The sequence below is a fragment of the Sphingobacterium mizutaii genome, from assembly GCF_900187125.1.
Lineage (GTDB): Bacteria > Bacteroidota > Bacteroidia > Sphingobacteriales > Sphingobacteriaceae > Sphingobacterium > Sphingobacterium mizutaii.
In genome coordinates this window covers 1,715,776-1,735,694 of record NZ_LT906468.1, presented here as the reverse complement: position 1 = coordinate 1,735,694, position 19,919 = coordinate 1,715,776, and the positions used below count along the sequence as shown (strand labels likewise).

The 19,919-nt window shown below is 38.7% G+C and carries 17 protein-coding genes; 9 read left to right on the top strand and 8 right to left on the bottom strand.

All coding sequences use genetic code 11. From position 1 onward, the window contains the following. Nucleotides 1–38: 38 nt before the first annotated feature. Together CKW03_RS07495 and CKW03_RS07490 are read right to left on the bottom strand one after the other, a co-directional pair. Nucleotides 39–698, bottom strand: a complete 660-nt coding sequence (locus CKW03_RS07495; protein ID WP_093095485.1) for a response regulator transcription factor — start codon at nucleotides 696–698, stop codon at nucleotides 39–41. Nucleotides 699–701: 3 nt separating this feature from the next. Next, nucleotides 702–1,781: a sensor histidine kinase gene (locus CKW03_RS07490; protein WP_093095484.1), complete on the bottom strand. Its 1,080-nt coding sequence runs from the start codon at nucleotides 1,779–1,781 to the stop codon at nucleotides 702–704. A gap of 465 nt (nucleotides 1,782–2,246) precedes the next feature. Here CKW03_RS07490 and CKW03_RS07485 point away from each other — a divergent pair, with 465 nt between their 5' ends. Beyond that, a complete protein-coding gene (locus CKW03_RS07485; RefSeq protein ID WP_093095483.1) occupies nucleotides 2,247–2,741 on the top strand; it encodes an RNA polymerase sigma factor in 495 nt (164 codons plus the stop codon). 107 nt (nucleotides 2,742–2,848) lie between these two features. Here CKW03_RS07485 and CKW03_RS07480 read toward each other — a convergent pair whose 3' ends face one another. Further along, complete coding sequence (locus CKW03_RS07480) at nucleotides 2,849–3,067, bottom strand: hypothetical protein (RefSeq protein ID WP_093095482.1); 219 nt, start codon at nucleotides 3,065–3,067, stop codon at nucleotides 2,849–2,851. Between the two features lie 505 nt (nucleotides 3,068–3,572). On the opposite strand from CKW03_RS07480, the gene CKW03_RS07475 reads away from it, so the two are divergent. Continuing rightward, a complete protein-coding gene (locus CKW03_RS07475) occupies nucleotides 3,573–4,001 on the top strand; it encodes a GNAT family N-acetyltransferase (protein WP_197700989.1) in 429 nt (142 codons plus the stop codon). 172 nt (nucleotides 4,002–4,173) lie between these two features. Here the strand turns inward: CKW03_RS07475 and CKW03_RS07470 are convergent, their stop codons facing one another. Both CKW03_RS07470 and CKW03_RS07465 read right to left on the bottom strand, forming a co-directional pair. Beyond that, nucleotides 4,174–4,686: a hypothetical protein gene (locus CKW03_RS07470; RefSeq protein WP_093095478.1), complete on the bottom strand. Its 513-nt coding sequence runs from the start codon at nucleotides 4,684–4,686 to the stop codon at nucleotides 4,174–4,176. 98 nt (nucleotides 4,687–4,784) lie between these two features. Further along, a complete protein-coding gene (locus tag CKW03_RS07465) occupies nucleotides 4,785–5,657 on the bottom strand; it encodes a DUF808 domain-containing protein (RefSeq protein WP_093095477.1) in 873 nt (290 codons plus the stop codon). Nucleotides 5,658–6,177: 520 nt separating this feature from the next. Here CKW03_RS07465 and CKW03_RS07460 point away from each other — a divergent pair. From CKW03_RS07460 to CKW03_RS07430, 7 genes are all read left to right on the top strand, one after another. Then, nucleotides 6,178–7,563, top strand: a complete 1,386-nt coding sequence (locus tag CKW03_RS07460; protein ID WP_093095475.1) for a trimethylamine monooxygenase — start codon at nucleotides 6,178–6,180, stop codon at nucleotides 7,561–7,563. A gap of 159 nt (nucleotides 7,564–7,722) precedes the next feature. Further along, nucleotides 7,723–8,664, top strand: coding sequence for a Dyp-type peroxidase (locus CKW03_RS07455; protein ID WP_093095474.1), 942 nt, complete (start codon nucleotides 7,723–7,725; stop codon nucleotides 8,662–8,664). A gap of 118 nt (nucleotides 8,665–8,782) precedes the next feature. Next, nucleotides 8,783–10,480, top strand: a complete 1,698-nt coding sequence (locus CKW03_RS07450; RefSeq protein WP_093095472.1) for an APC family permease — start codon at nucleotides 8,783–8,785, stop codon at nucleotides 10,478–10,480. 130 nt (nucleotides 10,481–10,610) lie between these two features. Continuing rightward, the gene (locus tag CKW03_RS07445) at nucleotides 10,611–12,008 is read left to right on the top strand and encodes a WG repeat-containing protein (protein WP_169918985.1); all 1,398 of its coding nucleotides are present in this window, start codon (nucleotides 10,611–10,613) and stop codon (nucleotides 12,006–12,008) included. A gap of 77 nt (nucleotides 12,009–12,085) precedes the next feature. Beyond that, the gene (locus CKW03_RS07440; protein ID WP_093095470.1) at nucleotides 12,086–14,344 is read left to right on the top strand and encodes an ATP-binding protein; all 2,259 of its coding nucleotides are present in this window, start codon (nucleotides 12,086–12,088) and stop codon (nucleotides 14,342–14,344) included. After that, the gene (locus CKW03_RS07435; protein ID WP_093095468.1) at nucleotides 14,341–14,979 is read left to right on the top strand and encodes a response regulator transcription factor; all 639 of its coding nucleotides are present in this window, start codon (nucleotides 14,341–14,343) and stop codon (nucleotides 14,977–14,979) included. Before CKW03_RS07440 ends, CKW03_RS07435 begins: the two co-directional genes overlap by 4 nt. Before the next feature lie 64 nt (nucleotides 14,980–15,043). Continuing rightward, nucleotides 15,044–15,241: a hypothetical protein gene (locus CKW03_RS07430; protein WP_093095467.1), complete on the top strand. Its 198-nt coding sequence runs from the start codon at nucleotides 15,044–15,046 to the stop codon at nucleotides 15,239–15,241. Nucleotides 15,242–15,306: 65 nt separating this feature from the next. On the opposite strand, the gene CKW03_RS07425 is transcribed toward CKW03_RS07430, so the two are convergent. From CKW03_RS07425 to glgB, 3 genes are read right to left on the bottom strand one after another with little or no spacing between them, the layout of a single operon-like run. Further along, entirely contained in the window at nucleotides 15,307–16,578 is a 1,272-nt protein-coding gene (locus tag CKW03_RS07425; RefSeq protein ID WP_093095448.1) for a glucose-1-phosphate adenylyltransferase, read from the bottom strand. A gap of 1 nt (nucleotide 16,579) precedes the next feature. Further along, on the bottom strand, nucleotides 16,580–17,995 hold the full coding sequence (locus tag CKW03_RS07420; protein WP_093095446.1) for a glycogen synthase: 1,416 nt from the start codon (nucleotides 17,993–17,995) through the stop codon (nucleotides 16,580–16,582). Further along, nucleotides 17,992–19,911, bottom strand: a complete 1,920-nt coding sequence (glgB, locus tag CKW03_RS07415; protein ID WP_093095445.1) for a 1,4-alpha-glucan branching protein GlgB — start codon at nucleotides 19,909–19,911, stop codon at nucleotides 17,992–17,994. The genes CKW03_RS07420 and glgB overlap by 4 nt, the downstream gene beginning before the upstream one ends. Between the last annotated feature and the right edge of the window lie 8 nt (nucleotides 19,912–19,919).

Below are 19,919 nucleotides of genomic sequence, written 5' to 3'. Positions count from 1 at the left end.
AAAGGAAGAACAAACCGAACCTTGATAAAGTTTACAAATTATTGAATCAGTCCATTCAATACGGCATATTTAATCAATGCAGGTGTGTTTTTGGACTTTGTTTTATCGATCAGATTCTGTCGATGGCCTTCCACGGTACGCTTTGAAAGGAATAACTTCTTCGAAATTTCTAGGTTAGTCAAGCCCTCCCCAAGCAATTCAAGGACTTCCAGTTCTCTGGAGGTCAAGTCAAGAGCTTCAGGGTCAAATTCCATGGACTTGTTTTTATTCTTTTCAATTCCATTATTGATAAAAGAAATTGCCAATTCCTCACATAGATATTTACCACCATTTGCGACATGATTGATGCAAAAAATAAGTTCATCAGATCCTACATTTTTGACCAAATATCCTTTTGCGCCATATTCGAAGGCTTTGAACATATGTTGTTCACAATCCAACATGGTCAGCACAATGACTTTAATATTAGGGTATTTTGCAGTTACCTCCTGGATTAGCTGTAAACCGTCTAGGTTGCTCATACTTAAGTCAGTGATAATAATATCGACTTCTATTCCAGCATTTAATGAAAGCAACGCATCTTTTCCGTTGCTGACATCAGCTACTACATTAAAATTTGTTTGGGAATTTAAAAGAAGCTTAATACCATTTCTCACCACTAAATGATCTTCAGCTAAAAGTATCTTAATTTCGCCCATTTTTTAAAATACGTTTAATATAATGTCCACTGCGGTTCCTTTTTTTAATTCCAAAATTTTAATTTCTCCTTGATACAAATCAATTCTATTTTTTATACTCCTCAAACCAATTCCTTTCCTCATGTTATCGGCTAATTCCTCGGAAAAGCCCTTTCCATTGTCCTTGACTGTTATTTGAACTTTCTCTTCATTCATTCCCACTTTTACAGCAACTTTATTTGCATGGGAATGTTTTAGGCAGTTATTCAATAATTCTTGGACAATTCTATAGATTACTAACTTGACTTCTTGTTCAACATCTTCCACTTTATTAGAAATCGCGGTGGTAATTTGGAAATCAGGCATATCAATTCGGTTTACCATAAACTGAATGGCGGCCTTCAGTCCAAAATCATTGAGTACAGCAGGTACCAAGTCGATCGAGATATTTCGGATTTGCGAAATAGCATCGTTCAACATCAGTTTAATGGACTGTATTTCATTGGATTTACCTTGTTTATCGTTTTCTAAATGTTGGAGGTTTAATTTTATCGCATATAGGGTTTGGGCGACACTATCGTGTAATTGGGTTCCAATTCTAAATCGCTCCTGTTCTTGGGTATCCACAATGGCTTGAAACACTTCTTTTTTTAATTCCACCCAATGATGGTGTGGATAAAACTTTTTATCAAACAGGAGCATGCAATATTGTGGCTCTTGGAACTGATTGATAAATTTTTTTATGAAGGTTTCGATATTTAGGAAAGAACTTTTACTCTTTTTAAATCTCAAATTAACCAATAAAGGTTTTCTGGATTCATCTCTGTTTTCAAAAATTCCCTTTAATCTATATGCATCTTCTGAGTTTAAAAACTCAAAAATATCTCTAGAAATTAACTCCTTTCCTTTTAAACCAAATATGTAATCAAATCTTCCATTAATACGAATAACATGGAAGTTTTTATCCAATACCAGAATGGCGAAGGGACCTTCTTTAAAAAAGACATCAAAGCATAAAAAATCACTCTTACACTCTTCTTGGAGCAGGGTGTACTTTCTATTGCTGTTAGATTTATGTATTGAATCTTTTTTCGAAGTTAGCATGACTAATTAACCTTGTCTTTTTTCCTTTAATTAGTTTACTTTTTCCCATTAATTTATAAAGAAATACTTCCTAATAAATCAATTTTATATATCATCGGTATTGCTTATTTAAATTTTTAATAAGCTATTAAAATTAGCTAAAATTAATTGCTATCAACTTGGACCATGGTTGAATTAAATAGATTTCAGTACTTTTTAAGTGAATTCAGGTATTTGTCGCAATTCCGCTACAATTTATTGTGTAACAAATAATTTAACAATTAATAAAAAATTCAGTTTTTGGAGAATGTAGGGTTATTTGAAACCAAAAGGGATTGATGACAAATTACCTAAGTTACCTAGACTTGAGCAATTAATACCTGCTAAAAAGTTTAATACCCATTTTAGCAAGCCAGGGGACAGACAGCAAAACATGCTCACAAACAATACGTTATATTGTTAATTAAACAATAACAACATACCATCATGAAAAATCTAATTAATGATGTGATCGTTGAAAATAGCCCCATTCTGACCAGATTGGCTAATAATTTCACGACGGATCAAAACGAAAAAGAAGAACTAGTTCAAGAAACCTTTATACGAAGCTTGAAATCAATCGAAAAATTCATCAACCACCCTAAAATAGTCTCGTGGTTATACGTGATCATGAAAAACATTTATTTGAATAAATACAGGCGCTTAAACCTATATAGAACTGCTGAAAAGGAACTTATCTACACAGGAGAAAACAGGAATTCTAGAAACAGTGCCGAATCCAGGTTTGTCATGGGAGATATTGAAAAATCCATGAACAGCCTGTCTGACGAGAATTACGAGATAATCAGTATGTACCTAGAAGGCTTTAAATACTATGAAATTGCTGAAAACCTGGGCATTAAAGAAGGCACCATTAAGACCAGGATCCATACGATCCGCAGGATTTTGAGAAAGAAGCTCAGTGTTTATACCCATAACTAGCTAGAACTAATATCTCCCCCCGAGCAGTACCTAATACCTTTAATCCAAACCAATACAATAAAAAAAAAGTCAAGGAAAAACCTTGACTAGAGTCGAATTTGAAGAATCTATTCTTCATAAAGTTGTTCTGCATTTATCCCAAGTGCGGTAATGGATTTTAGAATGGAATAACTTACGATATTTATCCCTTTGACAGAGAGTAAATAGCCATCCACATAAGGGGCAATCTGCCAATCGTTGATATTTGTTATTTCATTTAATGCGTCTCTGACGCTGTTTAGTTGATGCAGCGAAACCTTTCCAATTTCAAATTTTAGACTTTCCATGATATACCTCCTGTACTAAGTGTTTTTCGAAAAATGTTAATTAAATTGTTGATAAATGGGAAGTAATGGATAAATAAATATCCATCAACAAACTATCTATCAACAAGTTACATAATTTTAAAAAATATTGCAATAGTTGCAAGAGAAAATGTAATGAGATGGAAGTTTAATGTAATAAAGTGCAAAAAACTGATTTTCAGGAAATTTCTTTGGAGTTTGGATGGGGAATTTCTTTATGGAGAAAGAGTTTTTGAAAAACCTATTCATAGCGGGGAAGAATTGTGGATAGAATTTAATTTGTTTATCGGATAATCCCTAGCTGGGTCGAATTCTTTTTTAAGAAAGCTCCTTGGAAAAAAGAAAACAGATCGTTTGTGATGCTTAGGATAAAATCTGCAAAAAAATATTCTTTCTTTTTTGTCCTTTTATTTTTATTCTAGATTTTTTGTACATTTACTATGCAAACATAGGAAAATCTACCATGAAGTTTAGAAAAGCCCATATAATGGACTTAGAAAGAATCATTGAATTACTTTCGGACGATATGTTAGGGAATATGCGTGAAGCTTATCGCCATCCTCTTCCTGCGGAGTACATTACGGCCTTCAATAAAATTAATGAAGACAAAAACCAAGAGCTTATTGTCATGGAATCGGAAGATGGTAAAGTAATCGGTTGTTTGCAATTGACGTTTATCCAATATCTTACCTATCGTGGTGGCATCCGGGCCCAGATAGAAGGCGTTAGGATTGATAAGGCAGAGCGCTCAAAGGGTTATGGTGAAAAGATGATCCGATATGCAATCCGTAGAGCGAAAGGTAAAAGTGCACACGTCCTGCAACTGACAGTTGACAAGGTAAGACCAGAGGCATTAAAGTTTTATGAGAAGCTGGGTTTTAAAGCTAGTCACGAAGGGATGAAATTACATCTCTAATTAGAAAAGAAACGTTTAACAATAACATGGCAGATGGCCATATAAAAAAATCCCTGGCTGCTTGGTCAGGGTTTTTTGTTTTAGTATTCTCAGAGAGTCAGCCTTTTGTAATTCTCTGTAAACAAAAAGCCCGAAAATTAATTTCGGGCTTTACTTTAATATCTAATATTTTTTATCCAGCAGGAGTCGGTTCAGTTGGAACTTCTGGGGTTTCAGGAACCTCAGGTGTTTCCGCAGGAACAACCTTTCTATATTCTTCAAAAGTACCTGCTTCATTTCCAAAACCAATGCGCAGAGTATTTCCCTGTAAAGTTACAGGCATTCCTTTGCTACACTCTTTGCTGTATTTAATTCGGTCGTTGATACCTGCATAAGGACTATTATTTACCGAATAATATTCAAAGTCCCCTTCTTGATTGTCATTCTTCAGATTCTGGAAATTACAGAATTTACCACGGCTAACTTTTAATTTATTGTCTGGCATGAATTCCAGCATTTTCAACGTATCCAAATGAGGGCCTTCGGTTATCGCTGTATCAACATTCCCTAATCCATCAACTTTAACCCATTTCCCAATCAGTTCTGTTGTATCCTTTGGAGTCTTTACTTCTTCGTCATCTTTAGAACAAGCTGTAAAAGCGCCTATAACAGCCACAAAACAAATAATGTTTAATATTTTTTTCATAAATAATGTATACTAATTCATTTAGAAATTCTATTCGGTTTAGGTATGAACCTATTGGAGGCGCAAATTGCTAAAAAATAAACCTACCTACAAATAAATTAATGTTTATCCTTGCCTATTCCAAAAATCTTCTTTACCAGGAGCACAATCCCTAAAACGACAAAACCTACTACAAGACCTATTCCAAATTCTTTAACGATGGAAGGAACCTGAGGAAGGAAATGGTGGAAAAAGTCGATATTATGAACGAAAATACCCCCTGCAACCAACAATAGGGCAATAGTTCCGATCACGCCTAAGGCTTTGATAACAATAGGTAAAAGCTTCACAAGGAGGTGTCCTAATTTAGCGGCTATTCCTTTATCGTTTGATTTTTTGATCAGGCTATGTCCTGCATCATCCATTCTCACGATCAGGGCCACAATTCCATAAACACCTACAGTAGCAAGGATGGCAACCACAGAGACCGTCAAGATCTGGATTGCAAGGCTTTCTTCCAATACAGTTCCCAGTGCTATGATTACAATCTCTACCGATAATATAAAATCTGTGGTCACCGCTGATTTTACTTTTGCAGATTCTGCAGCTTCACCTTCCAAGGCTTGTTCCTTGATGACCTCCTGTCCCTCTTTCTTTCGGTGAAAAAGATAATGTATCACTTTTTCAGCACCTTCATACGCAAGATAGGCACCTCCAATCAGTAAAATATACTTAATAACAACGGGAAGAAAAGCATTGAGCAAGAGCGCGACAGGCACGATGATTAGCTTGTTGACAAAGGAACCTTTCGTAATGGCCCATAGAACGGGTAATTCCCTGGAAGCTAAAAATCCGGTTGCTTTTTCAGCATTTACTGCCAAATCATCTCCCAGGATACCTGCGGTTTTCCGAGTTGCAATTTTACTTGCAACTGCTACGTCGTCCATTAGAGCGGCGATATCATCCAAAACCGCGAATATTCCTGATGCCATATATGAATTTTTTAATTTAGTCCTAAAAATAAACAGATTTTGCTCAAAATCATCCAATCACTTAATTTAATTGAAAAAATGCACGAATTATTCATTAAAATCCACCTCGATAAAAGCAAATCATATACCAAAACTTACAGAGTCGCAGTCCCTTGCCTCCGCTTTTTAGGACCTGGGATCATTGGAAAATTCTCCTTAACAAAACCAAATTTTAATCATTGGTTTTACAGAAAAACCATTGGTTAATCCGAATATTATTTCGTTAATATTTTTAATTAATGAATATTATTCGTATCTTTGCATCAGTGAAGGAAAAAAACACATTTGTGTATAATGATCATTCAGCATCGCCTAATTATTACTTCCTTTAATTTTAGCGTCACGAATACTTGGTAAATTTTTACCTATTACATTCAACACGCCCTCTACTTCCCTTATTGGGAATCAATACAGCCTTATTGCATCTATCTACAGATATTGGCTTATGAAAAATTTAAAAAATTTATAAAAAGAATAAAATATGACAGATTTTAAAGTTGGAATTATTGGAGCTGGCCCTAGTGGTTTAGCTATGTTAAGAGCATTTGAATCAGAACAGAAAAAAGGTAATCCCATCCCAGAAATTAAATGTTATGAAAAACAAGATAATTGGGGCGGCATGTGGAACTATACCTGGAGAACGGGTGTAGGGAAATTTGGCGAACCATTGCATGGCAGCATGTATAAATACTTATGGTCTAACGGACCTAAAGAATGTTTAGAATTTGCGGATTATACCTTTTCGGAGCATTTTGGACAGGCAATCTCGTCCTACCCTCCTCGTGAAGTGTTGTTCGATTACATTCAAGGTCGAATCAAGAAAAGTAACGCCAGAGATTATATAAAATTCAATACAGTAGCCCGTTGGGTTGACTATATGGAAGATAAAAAGCAATTTAGGGTAGTATTTGATGACCTCCAAAAGAACGAGACCTTCGAAGAATACTTCGATTATCTTGTGGTTGGTACTGGTCACTTCTCCACTCCTAACATGCCTTATTTCAAAGGGATTGACAACTTCCCTGGAGCTGTAATGCATGCCCACGATTTCCGTGGAGCGGATCAATTCATCGGACAAAAGCTATTATTGATCGGTAGTAGTTATTCTGCGGAGGATATTGCGGTTCAATGTTTCAAACATGGCAGTGATTCAGTTACCATTTCCTATAGAACAAACCCTATTGGCACGAAATGGCCTGAAGGGATCAAGGAAAAACCATTGGTAACCCACTTTGACGGGAATACTGCTTATTTTAAAGATGGAACTACAGAAGATTTTGACGCGGTAATCCTTTGTACTGGTTATCAGCACAAATTCCCATTCCTTCCAGATGAATTGCGCTTGAAGACAAAGAACTGTCTATATCCAGACAATTTATATAAAGGTGTAGTATTCAATGAAAATGAGCGACTTATATTCTTAGGAATGCAAGATCAATACTATACATTTAATATGTTTGATACCCAAGCATGGTTCGCAAGGGATTATATGTTAGGAAGAATTGATTTCCCAGCTAAAGAAGAAAGAGATGCTGATATCAGGCAATGGATGGATTACGAAGCGAAAACTGTAACGGGTCCAGACCATGTGGATTTCCAAACGGATTACATCAAGAATTTGATCAGCTATACAGATTACCCTGCTTTCGATTTAGATCAGGTGGCAGAGATGTTTAAAAGCTGGTTAAACGATAAGGAAGTCAATATCTTGAACTATAGAGATCAAGTATATAAATCGGTAATGGACGGTACGAGTGCGGAACCACACCATACCCCTTGGATGAAAGAATTGGATGATAGCTTAGAGCGATATCTGAACGAAGTCACCATTGATGAAAAAGAATTAGATAAGGTTATAAATTACTAATGGAGAAAGCAGGGAATTTATTCTCTGCTTTTTTTAATAGCCACTGAATCAGTACTGTCCCAAAAAACAGTACTTTTTTAATGTATTAAAATTTAGAGGCTTACTTTAATCTATTGTTAAGAATGCTTAATTTAGGATATCACTATTAATAAATTACCTATGGCGACCCAATCTCAGAACATAACGGACTACCCGAATAATAACACCATTTTTTCAGTATGGAAATTCAAGGATGGTACAGACTACAAACCTGTTTTTGAAAGGCTATGTGCGTTGGTTTCCAATTTAAACCATTCATTCGTGGTTCGAACGCCAAATGGCAGAACCAGTTGCATCATGGGGATCAGCTATGAAGCTTGGAATAAGTTGGGCATGCCAACTCCAGCACCCAAAGAATTAAAAACTTTTGAAAAAATAGTTGGAGGTAAACATACAGCTGTCTCCACAGAAGGCGATTTGCATTTTCATCTTCGTGCCGAGAATGCTGGAATCTGTTATGAGATGGCGAAGGATATCTACGATATCATCAACCCGGTTGCAGACAATCTGGTAGAAGTTCATGGCTTTAGGTATTGGGATGGACGTTCTATCCTTGGCTTTGTGGATGGCACAGAGAATCCGATTGGCGATGAACGAGCTCAATTTGCTTTAGTTGGAGAAGAGGATCCTAAGTATGAAGGCGGTAGCTACCAGTTTGTTCAGAAATACATCCACAACCTCAAGGCTTGGGAAGAATTACCAACTACCGAACAGGAAAAGGCATTTGGTCGCTATAAACTGTCAGATGTTGAAATGACAGATGAAGTAAAACCAAAGAATGCGCATAGTGCATTGACAAGTATCACCGATGAAAATGGCAATGACCTCAAGATAGTACGAGATAACCTTCCCTTCTCGAATCCATCAAAAGGTGAATTTGGCACTTACTTTATTTCCTACGCCAATAAATTCTCTACAACTCAAAGGATGTTAGAGAATATGTTCTTAGGAGATCCCATTGGAAACTATGACCGGATATTGGATTTTAGCACCGCCGAAACCGGCACACTTTTCTTTGTAGCTACGCAGGAAATGCTAGATTCTTATTCGGCCACAACATAAATAAAATATTTTATTCAATAAATTTTCAGAAACCCTAGTATGATTTTCTTATAAATATCATTCTAGGGTTTCATTTTTATATCTACTTTTGTTGACTTCACCAAATAATTAATCGCTAATGAGAAATAAGCTTTTCAAAAGGAAGAGTCTAGAACTGATCATCAAGGAGAAAGGTCAGTCCGAAAGTATGAACAAGGTCCTTGGGGTTCGAGACTTAGTTTCTTTGGGAATTGCTGCCATTGTAGGTGCCGGAATATTCAGCACCATCGGTTTGGCTAGTTACGAGGGAGGCCCTGCCATTTCTCTTCTTTTTGTTTTTGTTGCTTTTGCCTGCGTCTTTACTGCGCTTTCCTATGCGCAATTTGCAAGTACCATCCCTGTTTCCGGAAGTGCCTATACCTATGCCTATGTGGCATTTGGGGAACTGTTCGCATGGATTATCGGCTGGGCCTTGGTCTTAGAATACGCCGTTTCCAATATTGTGGTATCCATTTCTTGGTCGCAATACTTTGTGACTATGCTGGAAGGCTTTGGCATCCATATCCCAGCATGGCTATCTATGGCGCCACAGTACGCCTTAGAAGCCCATCAAAAACTCGTAGAATTAGGTCCGGAGGCTTTGACCGTTGCGGATAAGCTTGGATTGAAAGCCTATGAATCTGCACCTAGAATAGGCGATTTGCCTATTATTTTCGACTTGCCTTCAGGGGTTATTATCACCTTGATCACTTGGTTGGTATATAGAGGGATTAAGGAGTCCAGAAGGGCCAGCAATATCATGGTAATGGTCAAGATAGGTGTGATATTGGCAATCATTGTCGGTGGAGCCTTCTTTGTCAATCCAGAAAACTGGGTTCCCTTTGCTCCTAATGGCATCCAAGGGGTCTTGGGCTCCGTAGCGGCCGTTTTCTTTGCCTTTATTGGATTTGATTCCATTTCCACCACCGCTGAAGAGTGTAAAAATCCGCAACGGGACCTTCCTAAAGCCATGATCATCACCTTATTGATCTGTACGGTATTATATGTCGGGATAACTTTGGTATTGACAGGAATGGTCAATTATACCGAACTGAACGTCAAAGATCCATTGGCATTTGTATTCAAGTATATTGGCGTAGATTATTTAGCCGGAATTATTTCTGTTACCTCCGTTATTGCTATTACCAGCGCTTTGTTGGTGTATCAATTGGCTCAACCCCGGATCTGGATGACGATGAGCCGTGATGGTCTGCTCTGGAAAAAGTTTGCTACAATCCATCCCAAATACAAGACCCCTTCCTTTGCGACCATCGTTACAGGCTTTGTTGTAGCTCTACCTTCCATGTTCTTCAAGATGGATTTCTTTGTTGATCTAACATCTGTAGGTACCTTTTTTGCCTTTATCTTGGTCTGTGCGGGAGTCCTTTATATGGATCATTCAGGTCTATCCAAGCAATCCAAGTTTAGGGTTCCTTATATCAATGGAAAATACCTGATCGGTTTAGGATTCATCATAGCTTGGGCATTGATCTGGAGATTCAACCAAGAAGCTATACAAGAATGGCAGCACCTGGATTTCCTGTATATCCTCGAACATAAAGTATTGATTTTGATCTTCTGGACAGTATGGATTATCCTTGCCATCATGGCATATAAATATAACTTTTCATTACTTCCAGTAATCGGCATACTGATCAATCTTTACTTAATGACTGAATTGGGAACAAGTAATTGGGTTATCTTTTTGATTTGGCTAGCCATAGGTTTAGTGGTCTATTTCTTTTATGGATATAAAAATTCAAGACTCAATAATCCTCCGCAAGAGGATATCAAATAAAACAGAACCGCATTTCATGGAATGCGGCTTTTTCATTTAACAGCATCACGATTAACAACAAAATTAGCGGTTATCAGGGATGGTTTTTATGCCACATTCTCCCCATTTTTGTGGAATAACATCATCATTAATGAAAAAACTATTATTCACGTTTTTATTTATTGGCTTTTGCCATCTAACATTGCTAGCACAAAACCAAAAGCTTCACAGAATCGACTATCGAACTACTACCGCTGGGAAGCTAAATAATCAGGATATCAATCCAGATAACTATTACTTTAGGGCTTGGTTCAATGACACTTTTATTAAGGTATCTGTCAATGAACAACCTAGTAGATTGCAGATTATCAACAAAAAGACAGATCGCTCTTTCTTGTTGTTTCCTGAATCTGAACAGTATTACATTTACAATGAGGGTAATGATAAGGAAGGAGGAAAGCAAGATGTGGAATCAGAGGGAAAAATTGAATTCGTCCCAGGAAAAACTAAAACAATAGCAGGAATTCCATGTAAGTTAGCCATTTTGACTGGTGAATTTTACCTTCAGGGCGAAGAGCTTAGCAAGATAGAAGTCTGGTATTCCGAAAAACTTCCAAAACTCTATTGGGATAATTTTGCCTTCCTAAAAGAAATACCTGGAGCGGTAATGGAGCTAAAAATCGGAGAAATTGGATTAATTGCATATAAGCTTACTCAAGAAAGCCTAAGTTATAGTGAATTTGAAATCCCTAGTTACTATTCTGAACTGGTAGTTGATAATGACGAGGGTGAATACTTGGAGGAAGACAGCACAATTTCCGATGACCCTCAAGTCGACGAAGACCGCTTTTTGTACCATGATGAAGCCGGGAACTTAATGGGCTTAAAGGATGAAAATGATAATCCGATCACCGAAGCTATTTACGCATATTTTGACTATTTCAATGGAGGGATAAGCACGGTCATCAATGCAGATAGTAAATATGGTGCAATGGACAAGGATGGTAATATCAAGATCCCTTTCAAATATGATTTTCTAGCTTATGACCCAGAATACCAACAATATATCTATGCAGAAAACGATAAATTCGGTATCCTAGGAGCCAATGACGAACCTATTATTAAAGCACAATATGACATGGTGAGCCATATGAGCCATGGGTATTTAACGGCTACTGTCGGCGAACATACTGGAATCTTGGATAGATCGGGTAAGGTAGTAGTACCTATCTCCCATCAACTCATCTTGGAATTCAATACAGAGGTTTTTGTGTCTAATGTAAAAGAACAATATGTCTTGTACAATATCAAACAGAACAAGATAATCTCTCCCGGCTATGATTTGATCTCCCTTTCTGAAAAAGACCCATTGCATCTTGTTCAAAAGGCAGGTAAATTCGGATATATTAATAATCAAGGAAAATTAATCATCCCTATTAAGTATAGTAGCGCAACTACTTTCGAAGATGGAATAGCATCAGTTATGGATTCCGATGATGGAGATGCTTACTTTATCAATAGCAAAGGTGAAAAAGTAACGATTGAATAATCTAATGAAAGCATAAACAGAGCCCAATTATTAGGCTCTGTTTATGTACTTTTGTTAACACACACAATAAAGCGAGAATGAACATTAACTTCAGAAAAATCTTATTATCTATATTTTATGTTTTTCTATATAGCATTCTTGCCCTCCTTCCCAACTCGGCAAATGCTCAGGACATCCTGAACAAATTGCAACAGGAATACGATCAGTTCAAACCTGATGATCCAAATAAATTCTTCAGCACTGGGAAATTGGCACAAGCCCTCTTTTTCAATCAACAAGAGGCTGAAGCCTTTAAATTACTCAAAAAGGACATCGCCATAGCCAGCAAATTAAGTGATGGCCGATATTCTGCATATCTGTATACCATTCTCGCCATCAATCAATTGATCATTGAAGAAACCAGCAATTCTCGACAGAGCATCTTGAAGGCCAAGTCCTTGGCAGACCGCAGCAAGGACATTGAAACCAAAGGATATGTCTACTATGGCTATGGATGGATATTGGCGCGACAGCAACAAGAGGTAGAGGCTGTCAAGCAATTCTTGATTGCACTAAGTTATTACGATCAAGCCAAGCAATCATCCACCCTATTCAATCGAAAAGCGAATGTCTATAAAGAACTGACATCCATCTATGCGAACTGGAATGAATTTGACTTGCAGGAAAAATACAGCAAATTAGCGCTAAATATTGCACTGAAACAGAAAGACCCCTTGACCATCTTTGATTCTTACATGTCCTTGGGCTATATGTATGAACAGAAATATTTAGAAGACCAAGCGAACCTAGCGTATAGAAATTCAGCAGAGCAATATTACCTCAAGGCATTGAACACCTATTTGGAAAAGCAAAATGAGATACCGATCCCATCAAACTTAGCTTTTGTAGCCAATAACCTATCGCATCTTTATTTCAAGTTCTATCCTGAAGAATACCGAGATAAAGCCACGCAATATGCTGAACTGGCGAAAACGAAGGGCTTAGAATCCAAGCAGTATAACTTGGTCGCTTCGGCTTATGGGATTTTATCTGAATTGGAATTACTAAAAGGAGACACCAAAAAAGCCAAAGAACATTTGCTTTCCTCCTTGGTTGAAATCAATAAATCCCAGGTTCAGGACCAACAGATTCTCATGAGCATCTATAATACCCTTTCCCATATCAGTGAGCAAGAGGGAAATTACCAAGAAGCCATTAATTACTATAAAGAATACACGACCCTCTTTACCAATGTCTATGACCAGGAAAAGCTGGGAATAGGCAAGCGCCTTGAAGCCCAATACGAAAAAGGAAAACAGGACCAAGAACTAGCCCTTTTGCAGGTTGAGGCAGAAAAGAAAGAACAACAGATCCAATTGATGGCCGCATTGGGAATCCAGCAGAAGCAGGAATTGGAAAACATGCGCCTGATCCAAGACAACCAATCCAAAGAATTGGAAGTATCTAAATTGACTGCAGAGAAACAATTTCAGGAAATCCAGATGTCTAAGTTGGAAGCCAAAAATAGAGCACAGGAAATCAGCAACTATCAACAGGAAATCAGCTTAAAAGATAAGATCAACACCTATTATATCGCTTTGATGATAGCTGCACTCACCCTATTGGCTGTTTTATTCTATGCCTATACGCAGCGTCTGAAGCACATGAAACAAAGGGAAAACTTCCATAACCTAGCTATCGAACAAGAAAGGCAAAATGCCAAGATTTCCATGCTTACAGCCCTACTTGATGGACAGGAACAGGAACGTGCTAGGATTGCCCGCGACCTGCATGATGGCTTGGGAGGGTTGCTTTCCGGCACCAAATTACAATTATCCCATCTGAACGATCAAACCTCCGTTGAGATCCAAGAAAAGATGCAAAAGGGGATTACCCAATTGGATATGGCAGTGGATGAGCTCCGTCGCGTTGCCCACAACCTAACGCCCGATCTTCTACAGAAGTTCGGTCTGCAGGAGGCCCTGAATGACTATGCCTCCAGAATGTGCCATGACAATCTAGAGATCGATGTGCAGTTCCTGCATTTCAATAACAGCATGAATCTCGACCAACAATTGGTGATCTATAGGATTATCCAAGAACTGGTCAATAACGCCATAAAACATGCCGAACCTTCCCAAATCATTATACAACTAGTGGAAGAAGACTCCGAATACCATATCACGGTGGAAGATGACGGAAAAGGATTTGACAGCAGCAATCACAGCAACAAATCTGCAGGTTTGCAGAATATACGATCAAGAGTAGAATTCCTAAAGGGTACATTAAATGTACAATCTGATATTGGACAAGGTAGTAGCTTTGAAATCAATATCCCAAAAACCAAACAAATATGATAAATATCGCAATCACTGACGACCATCCTCTACTATCGGAAGGCTTGAAAAATATCCTAGCCCAAGAACCAGATTTAAACATCATTGGTTGCTATCCTAATGCTCAAATCTTGATCAAAGCATTGGAAGAAACTACGATAGATGTCCTACTTTTGGATATCAATCTTTCTGATGCCAATGGATTGGAATTGATCAAACCCTTGTTAAAAAAACACAAGGACCTGAAGATCATTATGCTCAGTGTCCATAATGAATTTGCGGTCATCAACAGTGCTTTTCAAGAAGGGGCGCATGGCTATATCCAAAAGAATGCTTCCATAGATGAGATTAAGCTAGGTATCCAAGAAATCCTTTTTGGAAAGAAATTCCTGTGCAAACAGACTAAACTGATCATCGACAAGAAAAATAGCACGGAGTTGAAAAGCGTGCCTAAACTAACCCGTAGAGAGAAGGAAATATTGGCTGAGGCTGCACAGGGTTTAACCACATCACAAATTGCCGAAAAGCTATTTATCAGTCCGCATACCGTCGAGAGCCATCGCAAGAACTTGATTGAAAAATTCAAGACCAGCAACTTGAGTTCAGCAATAAAAATGGCCTTAGATTACGGCTTAATACGCGAATCTGTTGATTAGAAAGCCTTTTCAAACCATTTGCTCTCTTATTTGTTTATGATTAGTAAACTAATAGAGAATCAAGATGGAAGAAAAAGAAGATGAGCATGGAAACAAAATCAATAATGCCGAAGATGTAGACCCAAACAAGGTCCCTGAAACGGTCGTTAAAGAGAAGGATGATCAGCCTGCGGCGAATAACCTTAAGAGAACAATTATTATTGCAATTATTGTTTTGGCTATCATCTACTTTATCTATGAATTGGTTTTAAAAGGCCAATAATAAAAACATTAAAAAGGGAAAGGCTATCCAAATGGATAGCCTTTCCCTTTTTTAATACTCTTTATCTAGAACCCTATGGTCCTTCCGTGTTGGATCACAGCGTTTTTCTTGATCACAATGATACCCTCACAGATTGTATATTCTGGATAATCTCCGTCTTTCAATTGTTTTCCACCTTTAATGCGCACATCATTTCCAATCCTACAATTTTTATCCAAGATGGCATTCTCGATATAACAGCGTTCGCCCACCCCGATTGGAGGAGGAGCTTGGGAAGAAGTCAATTGAACGACCTCATTTAATTCCTCATAATAATCAGAACCCATCATATAGGTCATCTTTATCACAGTGCCTTCCCCTATCCTAGAGCGGATCCCAATAACAGAACGTTGAATCTTTTCCGCTAGGATAATACATCCATCCGCAATAATGGCATTGTTCAGCGTCGTTCCAGAAACTTTAGAAGGAGGCAACATACGCGCACGGGTATAGACCGTTTCGCCAAAAAGGTTGAATTCCGGAATATCATCGGTCAGCCCGATATTGGCTTCAAAGAAAGATGGAATTGTACCGATATCAGTCCAATAACTATCAAAAGGATAGCTCAATACATTGGAAGTTTCGATAGCATCTGGAATAATCTCCTTTCCAAAGTCCATCCCATTGTTTTCTTCCAGCATCCTTGACATTACGCCTTTCGAAAACACATAGATCCCCATGGAAGCCAGATAGTTTCTACCTTGTTTCTCCAGGTCTTCCGGTACTTCAGAAGTCCAATCGTCCAATAAATCTTTAGTAGGTTTCTCAATAAAGGAAATCACTTTATTATTCTCATCCGATTTCAGGATTCCGAAGCCAGGTGCTTCCTTAGCCGTCACTGGAATGGTTCCAATGGTAATTTCACCACCATTTTTGACATGGAAATCGACCATCGCTGAATAGTCCATTTGATAGAGTTGGTCCCCAGACAGGATCAGCACATAATCATAGTCCACATTCACCAAATTCTTTTGGGTCCTTCTTACCGCATCCGCAGTACCTTCAAACCAGCGATCACCTTCATTAGTCTGTTCCGCAGCCAAAATATCCACAAAACCCTTACTGAAAATACTGAAGTTGTAGGAGTTCTTGATATGCTTGTTCAATGAAGCCGAGTTGTATTGCGTCAGTACATAAATCTTATTGTAGCCAGAATTAAGACAATTTGAAATTGGGATATCAACCAATCTGTATTTTCCTGCAATAGGAACTGCTGGTTTCGAACGTTGGTCTGTCAACGGAAATAAGCGGGTTCCTCGACCCCCACCTAGTACTATAGAAACAACTTTATGCGACATATCATTTAAGTAATTGGTTATATAACTCTATATATTTTTTTGCCGATTTGTTCCAAGAATAATCCAATACCATCGCAGCGTCCCTTGTTTTGGTCAAGTTATCAGCATAACTCAAATATTTGATTGCTCTTTTCACGGTCTCAGCAGCTTCTTCAGCTTCCACATCATTGAAGAGAAAGCCATAGCCCCCCTCTTCAACATCCTTTACAGTATCTCTTAGACCCCCTATCTTGCGTACGACAGGAATAGTCCCATATTTCAATGCATACAGTTGGTTCAATCCACAGGGCTCTACACGCGAAGGCATAATCAATAGGTCTGAAGCCGCATAAACTCGGTGAGCTAATTGCTCATTATAGCCAAAGAATACTGCTAAATCACTCTTATAGTTAGGCGTGATAGCCTCTATTGATTGTTGAATGCCCGAATCACCAGAGCCTAGTATAAATATACTTAATTTACCTGAGTTTTTCTTCAAAAGATTCTGAATTAATTCAGGCAAAATATCTGCTCCTTTTTCGGTCGCAAATCGGCCGATATAGCTCAACAAAGGCTTGCTTGGATCTAATCCAAACTCCTTGCAAAAGGCCATTTTGTTTTCTGCTTTTCCCTGATTCACGGTCATCATCGAATATTGATGATCGATTAATGCATCAATTTCAGGATCCCAATAGGAAGTATCAATTCCATTTACAATCCCTACAGCCTTGGAGCGTTCATCTGAAAACAGATGCTGCAATCCATTGGCTTCAACAAATAGCTCTTTTAGGTAGCCTTCTGAAACGGTGGTATAGGCATCACAGCATTTGATGGCTGTGGCCAGTGGGTTGATCAGGCCATCCCAATCCAACAGCCCCCACTTCCAAGTATCGAATGATGGAAGGATAATCCCTTTGCTCCAGGACATCCAACCTTGATATTGTCCATTATGGACCGTAACGACGGTCTTCACATTTTTGAAAACATTGAATTCATTGCTCCATTTCGTTAAGAATGGAACCAACCCAACATGATGGTCATGGCAATGCAAGACATCTGGATGGATATCATTATATTTCAGGTAATGGAGGACAGCATGCTGGAATGCTATCCATTGATCTGCTTCATCTTGATAGCAATAGATCTCTTCCCGATCCAGTAGATTAGGGATCTTCAACAAATACAAGGGAAAACCCAGTTCATCCGTTTTCTCCTTCAATATTTCATAGGCCAATAAGCTTGAACCTTGTTGGAACTCTCCTTTTGCGACAACATCAAATTCATGATCTTGAACAAACTTCCTGTTGAAATAAGGCATGATCACTGATGCATCTATACCTAATTCCCTTTGGTATTTAGGCAAGGCACCAACCACATCAGCCAGTCCTCCGACTTTGGCTACAGGAAAACATTCTACACTTAAATGTATGACTTTCATTTGCCGAATTTTCTTTTAAATACCAAACCGCTCAATGGTGGCAGATCCACCACAATGGCCTGCTCCTGTCCCATCCAGGGTTCATTTTCTGTAATCAATTCTTTTTTAACCGATACCCCACTACCATTATAGGCCTGATCATCTGAATTCAAAACCAACTCCCATTTACCCGGATGTGGAACCCCCAACTTGAATTTCCTCCTGACAACCGGTGTTAGGTTGAGGACCACTACTAGGTCGTTTACCATATCATGGCCGCGCCTGCAATAAGCAAAGACACTTTGGTCCCGTTCGCCTAATTCTATCCAGAAGAAACCTTCCGGACTGAAGGCTTTCTCATAGAGTGCCGGATACTTTTTATAGATCTCATTTAATTTCGCTACGAAATCCTTCAAGCTGGAATGCGGCTTATATTGCATCAGGTGCCAATCCAAAGATTGATTGACATTCCACTCTGCAGTTTGTCCAAACTCACCACCCATAAAGAGCAATTTCGTTCCGATGAATGTAAACATATATAGGTATAAGGCCCTCAGGTTGGCAAACTTCTGCCATTCATCCCCCGGCATCTTATAGACCAAGGACTGTTTGCCATACACCACCTCATCATGGGATAAAGGCAGCATAAAGTTCTCCGTAAATCCGTATACGGTAGCAAATGTCAGCTTATCATGATGGTATGAGCGATTGATAGGATCTTCCTTAAAATAAGCTAAAGTATCGTGCATCCAGCCCATCATCCATTTCATCCCAAAACCCAATCCACCATTAAATGTAGCGCGGCTTACCCCTGTCCAAGAAGTAGACTCCTCGGCAATGGTCTGCACATTGGGATAGTATTTAGAGATCGCTTCATTGAATTCCTTCAAGAAAGCAACGGCTTCCAAGTTCTCATTCCCGCCCAGTTCATTCGGCTCCCATTCGCCAGCTTTCCTGGAATAGTCCAAATAAAGCATGGAGGCAACCGCATCGACACGAAGTCCATCAACATGATAGCGGTCCAACCAGAAAAAGGCATTACTGATCAAAAATGATTTCACCTCATTCCTGCCATAATTGAAAATATAGGATTGCCAATCAGGGTGGAATCCCTTTCGTGGATCTGCATGTTCATAGAGATGGGTTCCATCAAAATTATAAAGTCCATGCGCATCCCCCGGAAAATGGGATGGTACCCAATCCAAAATAACGCCAATATGGCTTTCATGCAACAGCTCGATCAATTTCATCAAGTCCTGGGGTCCTCCAAATCGGGAGCTCGCCGCATAATAACCCGTAATCTGATAGCCCCAAGAAGGATAATATGGATGCTCCATGATCGGCATAAACTCCACATGGGTAAATCCGGTTTCCTGGATATAAGGGATCAGTTGTTCTGCAATTTCCGTATAGCTCAAGAAACGGTCGGGATCCTTCGGGTCGCGCAACCAAGATCCCAGGTGCATTTCATAGACCGACATCGGTCTGTCCAGTGCATTATGTTCCCTTCTATTGAACATCCATTCCGAATCGCTCCAATCATACCAAGTCGTCGCAACAATAGAAGCTGTCTTGGGTGGAATCTCGGCATGTAGGGCAAACGGATCTGATTTCTCTAGATGTTCACCTGTATTGGAATGGATATGATATTTATAAACTTCCCCATTTTCCAATCCAGGAATAAAACCTTCCCAAATCCCAGAACTGTCCCATCGTACATGTAATTGATGCGAATGTGGATTCCATCCATTAAAATTCCCGACTACAGAAACTGTTTGGGCGTTTGGTGCCCACACCGCAAAATATACTCCCTTGACCCCGTTAATTAGAATCTCATGAGAACCAAATTTCTCATAAAGCTTATAATGCCGTCCAGATTTGAATAAAAAAACATCAAATTCGGACAATAAGGAGTGTACTTCAACTGGTTGAGGCATAGTATAGT

Bases quoted from the DNA above. Each gene is read 5' to 3' on its own strand.
- CKW03_RS07490 (WP_093095484.1), bottom strand. From the start codon at position 1,781: ATGCTAACTTCGAAAAAAGATTCAATACATAAATCTAACAGCAATAGA.
- CKW03_RS07460 (WP_093095475.1), top strand. From the start codon at position 6,178: ATGACAGATTTTAAAGTTGGAATTATTGGAGCTGGCCCTAGTGGTTTA.
- CKW03_RS07435 (WP_093095468.1), top strand. From the start codon at position 14,341: ATGATAAATATCGCAATCACTGACGACCATCCTCTACTATCGGAAGGC.
- CKW03_RS07495 (WP_093095485.1), bottom strand. From the start codon at position 698: ATGGGCGAAATTAAGATACTTTTAGCTGAAGATCATTTAGTGGTGAGA.
- CKW03_RS07445 (WP_169918985.1), top strand. From the start codon at position 10,611: ATGAAAAAACTATTATTCACGTTTTTATTTATTGGCTTTTGCCATCTA.
- CKW03_RS07430 (WP_093095467.1), top strand. From the start codon at position 15,044: ATGGAAGAAAAAGAAGATGAGCATGGAAACAAAATCAATAATGCCGAA.
- CKW03_RS07450 (WP_093095472.1), top strand. From the start codon at position 8,783: ATGAGAAATAAGCTTTTCAAAAGGAAGAGTCTAGAACTGATCATCAAG.
- CKW03_RS07475 (WP_197700989.1), top strand. From the start codon at position 3,573: ATGGACTTAGAAAGAATCATTGAATTACTTTCGGACGATATGTTAGGG.
- CKW03_RS07470 (WP_093095478.1), bottom strand. From the start codon at position 4,686: ATGAAAAAAATATTAAACATTATTTGTTTTGTGGCTGTTATAGGCGCT.
- CKW03_RS07485 (WP_093095483.1), top strand. From the start codon at position 2,247: ATGAAAAATCTAATTAATGATGTGATCGTTGAAAATAGCCCCATTCTG.
- CKW03_RS07425 (WP_093095448.1), bottom strand. From the start codon at position 16,578: ATGTCGCATAAAGTTGTTTCTATAGTACTAGGTGGGGGTCGAGGAACC.
- CKW03_RS07480 (WP_093095482.1), bottom strand. From the start codon at position 3,067: ATGGAAAGTCTAAAATTTGAAATTGGAAAGGTTTCGCTGCATCAACTA.
- CKW03_RS07465 (WP_093095477.1), bottom strand. From the start codon at position 5,657: ATGGCATCAGGAATATTCGCGGTTTTGGATGATATCGCCGCTCTAATG.
- CKW03_RS07455 (WP_093095474.1), top strand. From the start codon at position 7,723: ATGGCGACCCAATCTCAGAACATAACGGACTACCCGAATAATAACACC.
- CKW03_RS07420 (WP_093095446.1), bottom strand. From the start codon at position 17,995: ATGAAAGTCATACATTTAAGTGTAGAATGTTTTCCTGTAGCCAAAGTC.
- glgB (WP_093095445.1), bottom strand. From the start codon at position 19,911: ATGCCTCAACCAGTTGAAGTACACTCCTTATTGTCCGAATTTGATGTT.
- CKW03_RS07440 (WP_093095470.1), top strand. From the start codon at position 12,086: ATGAACATTAACTTCAGAAAAATCTTATTATCTATATTTTATGTTTTT.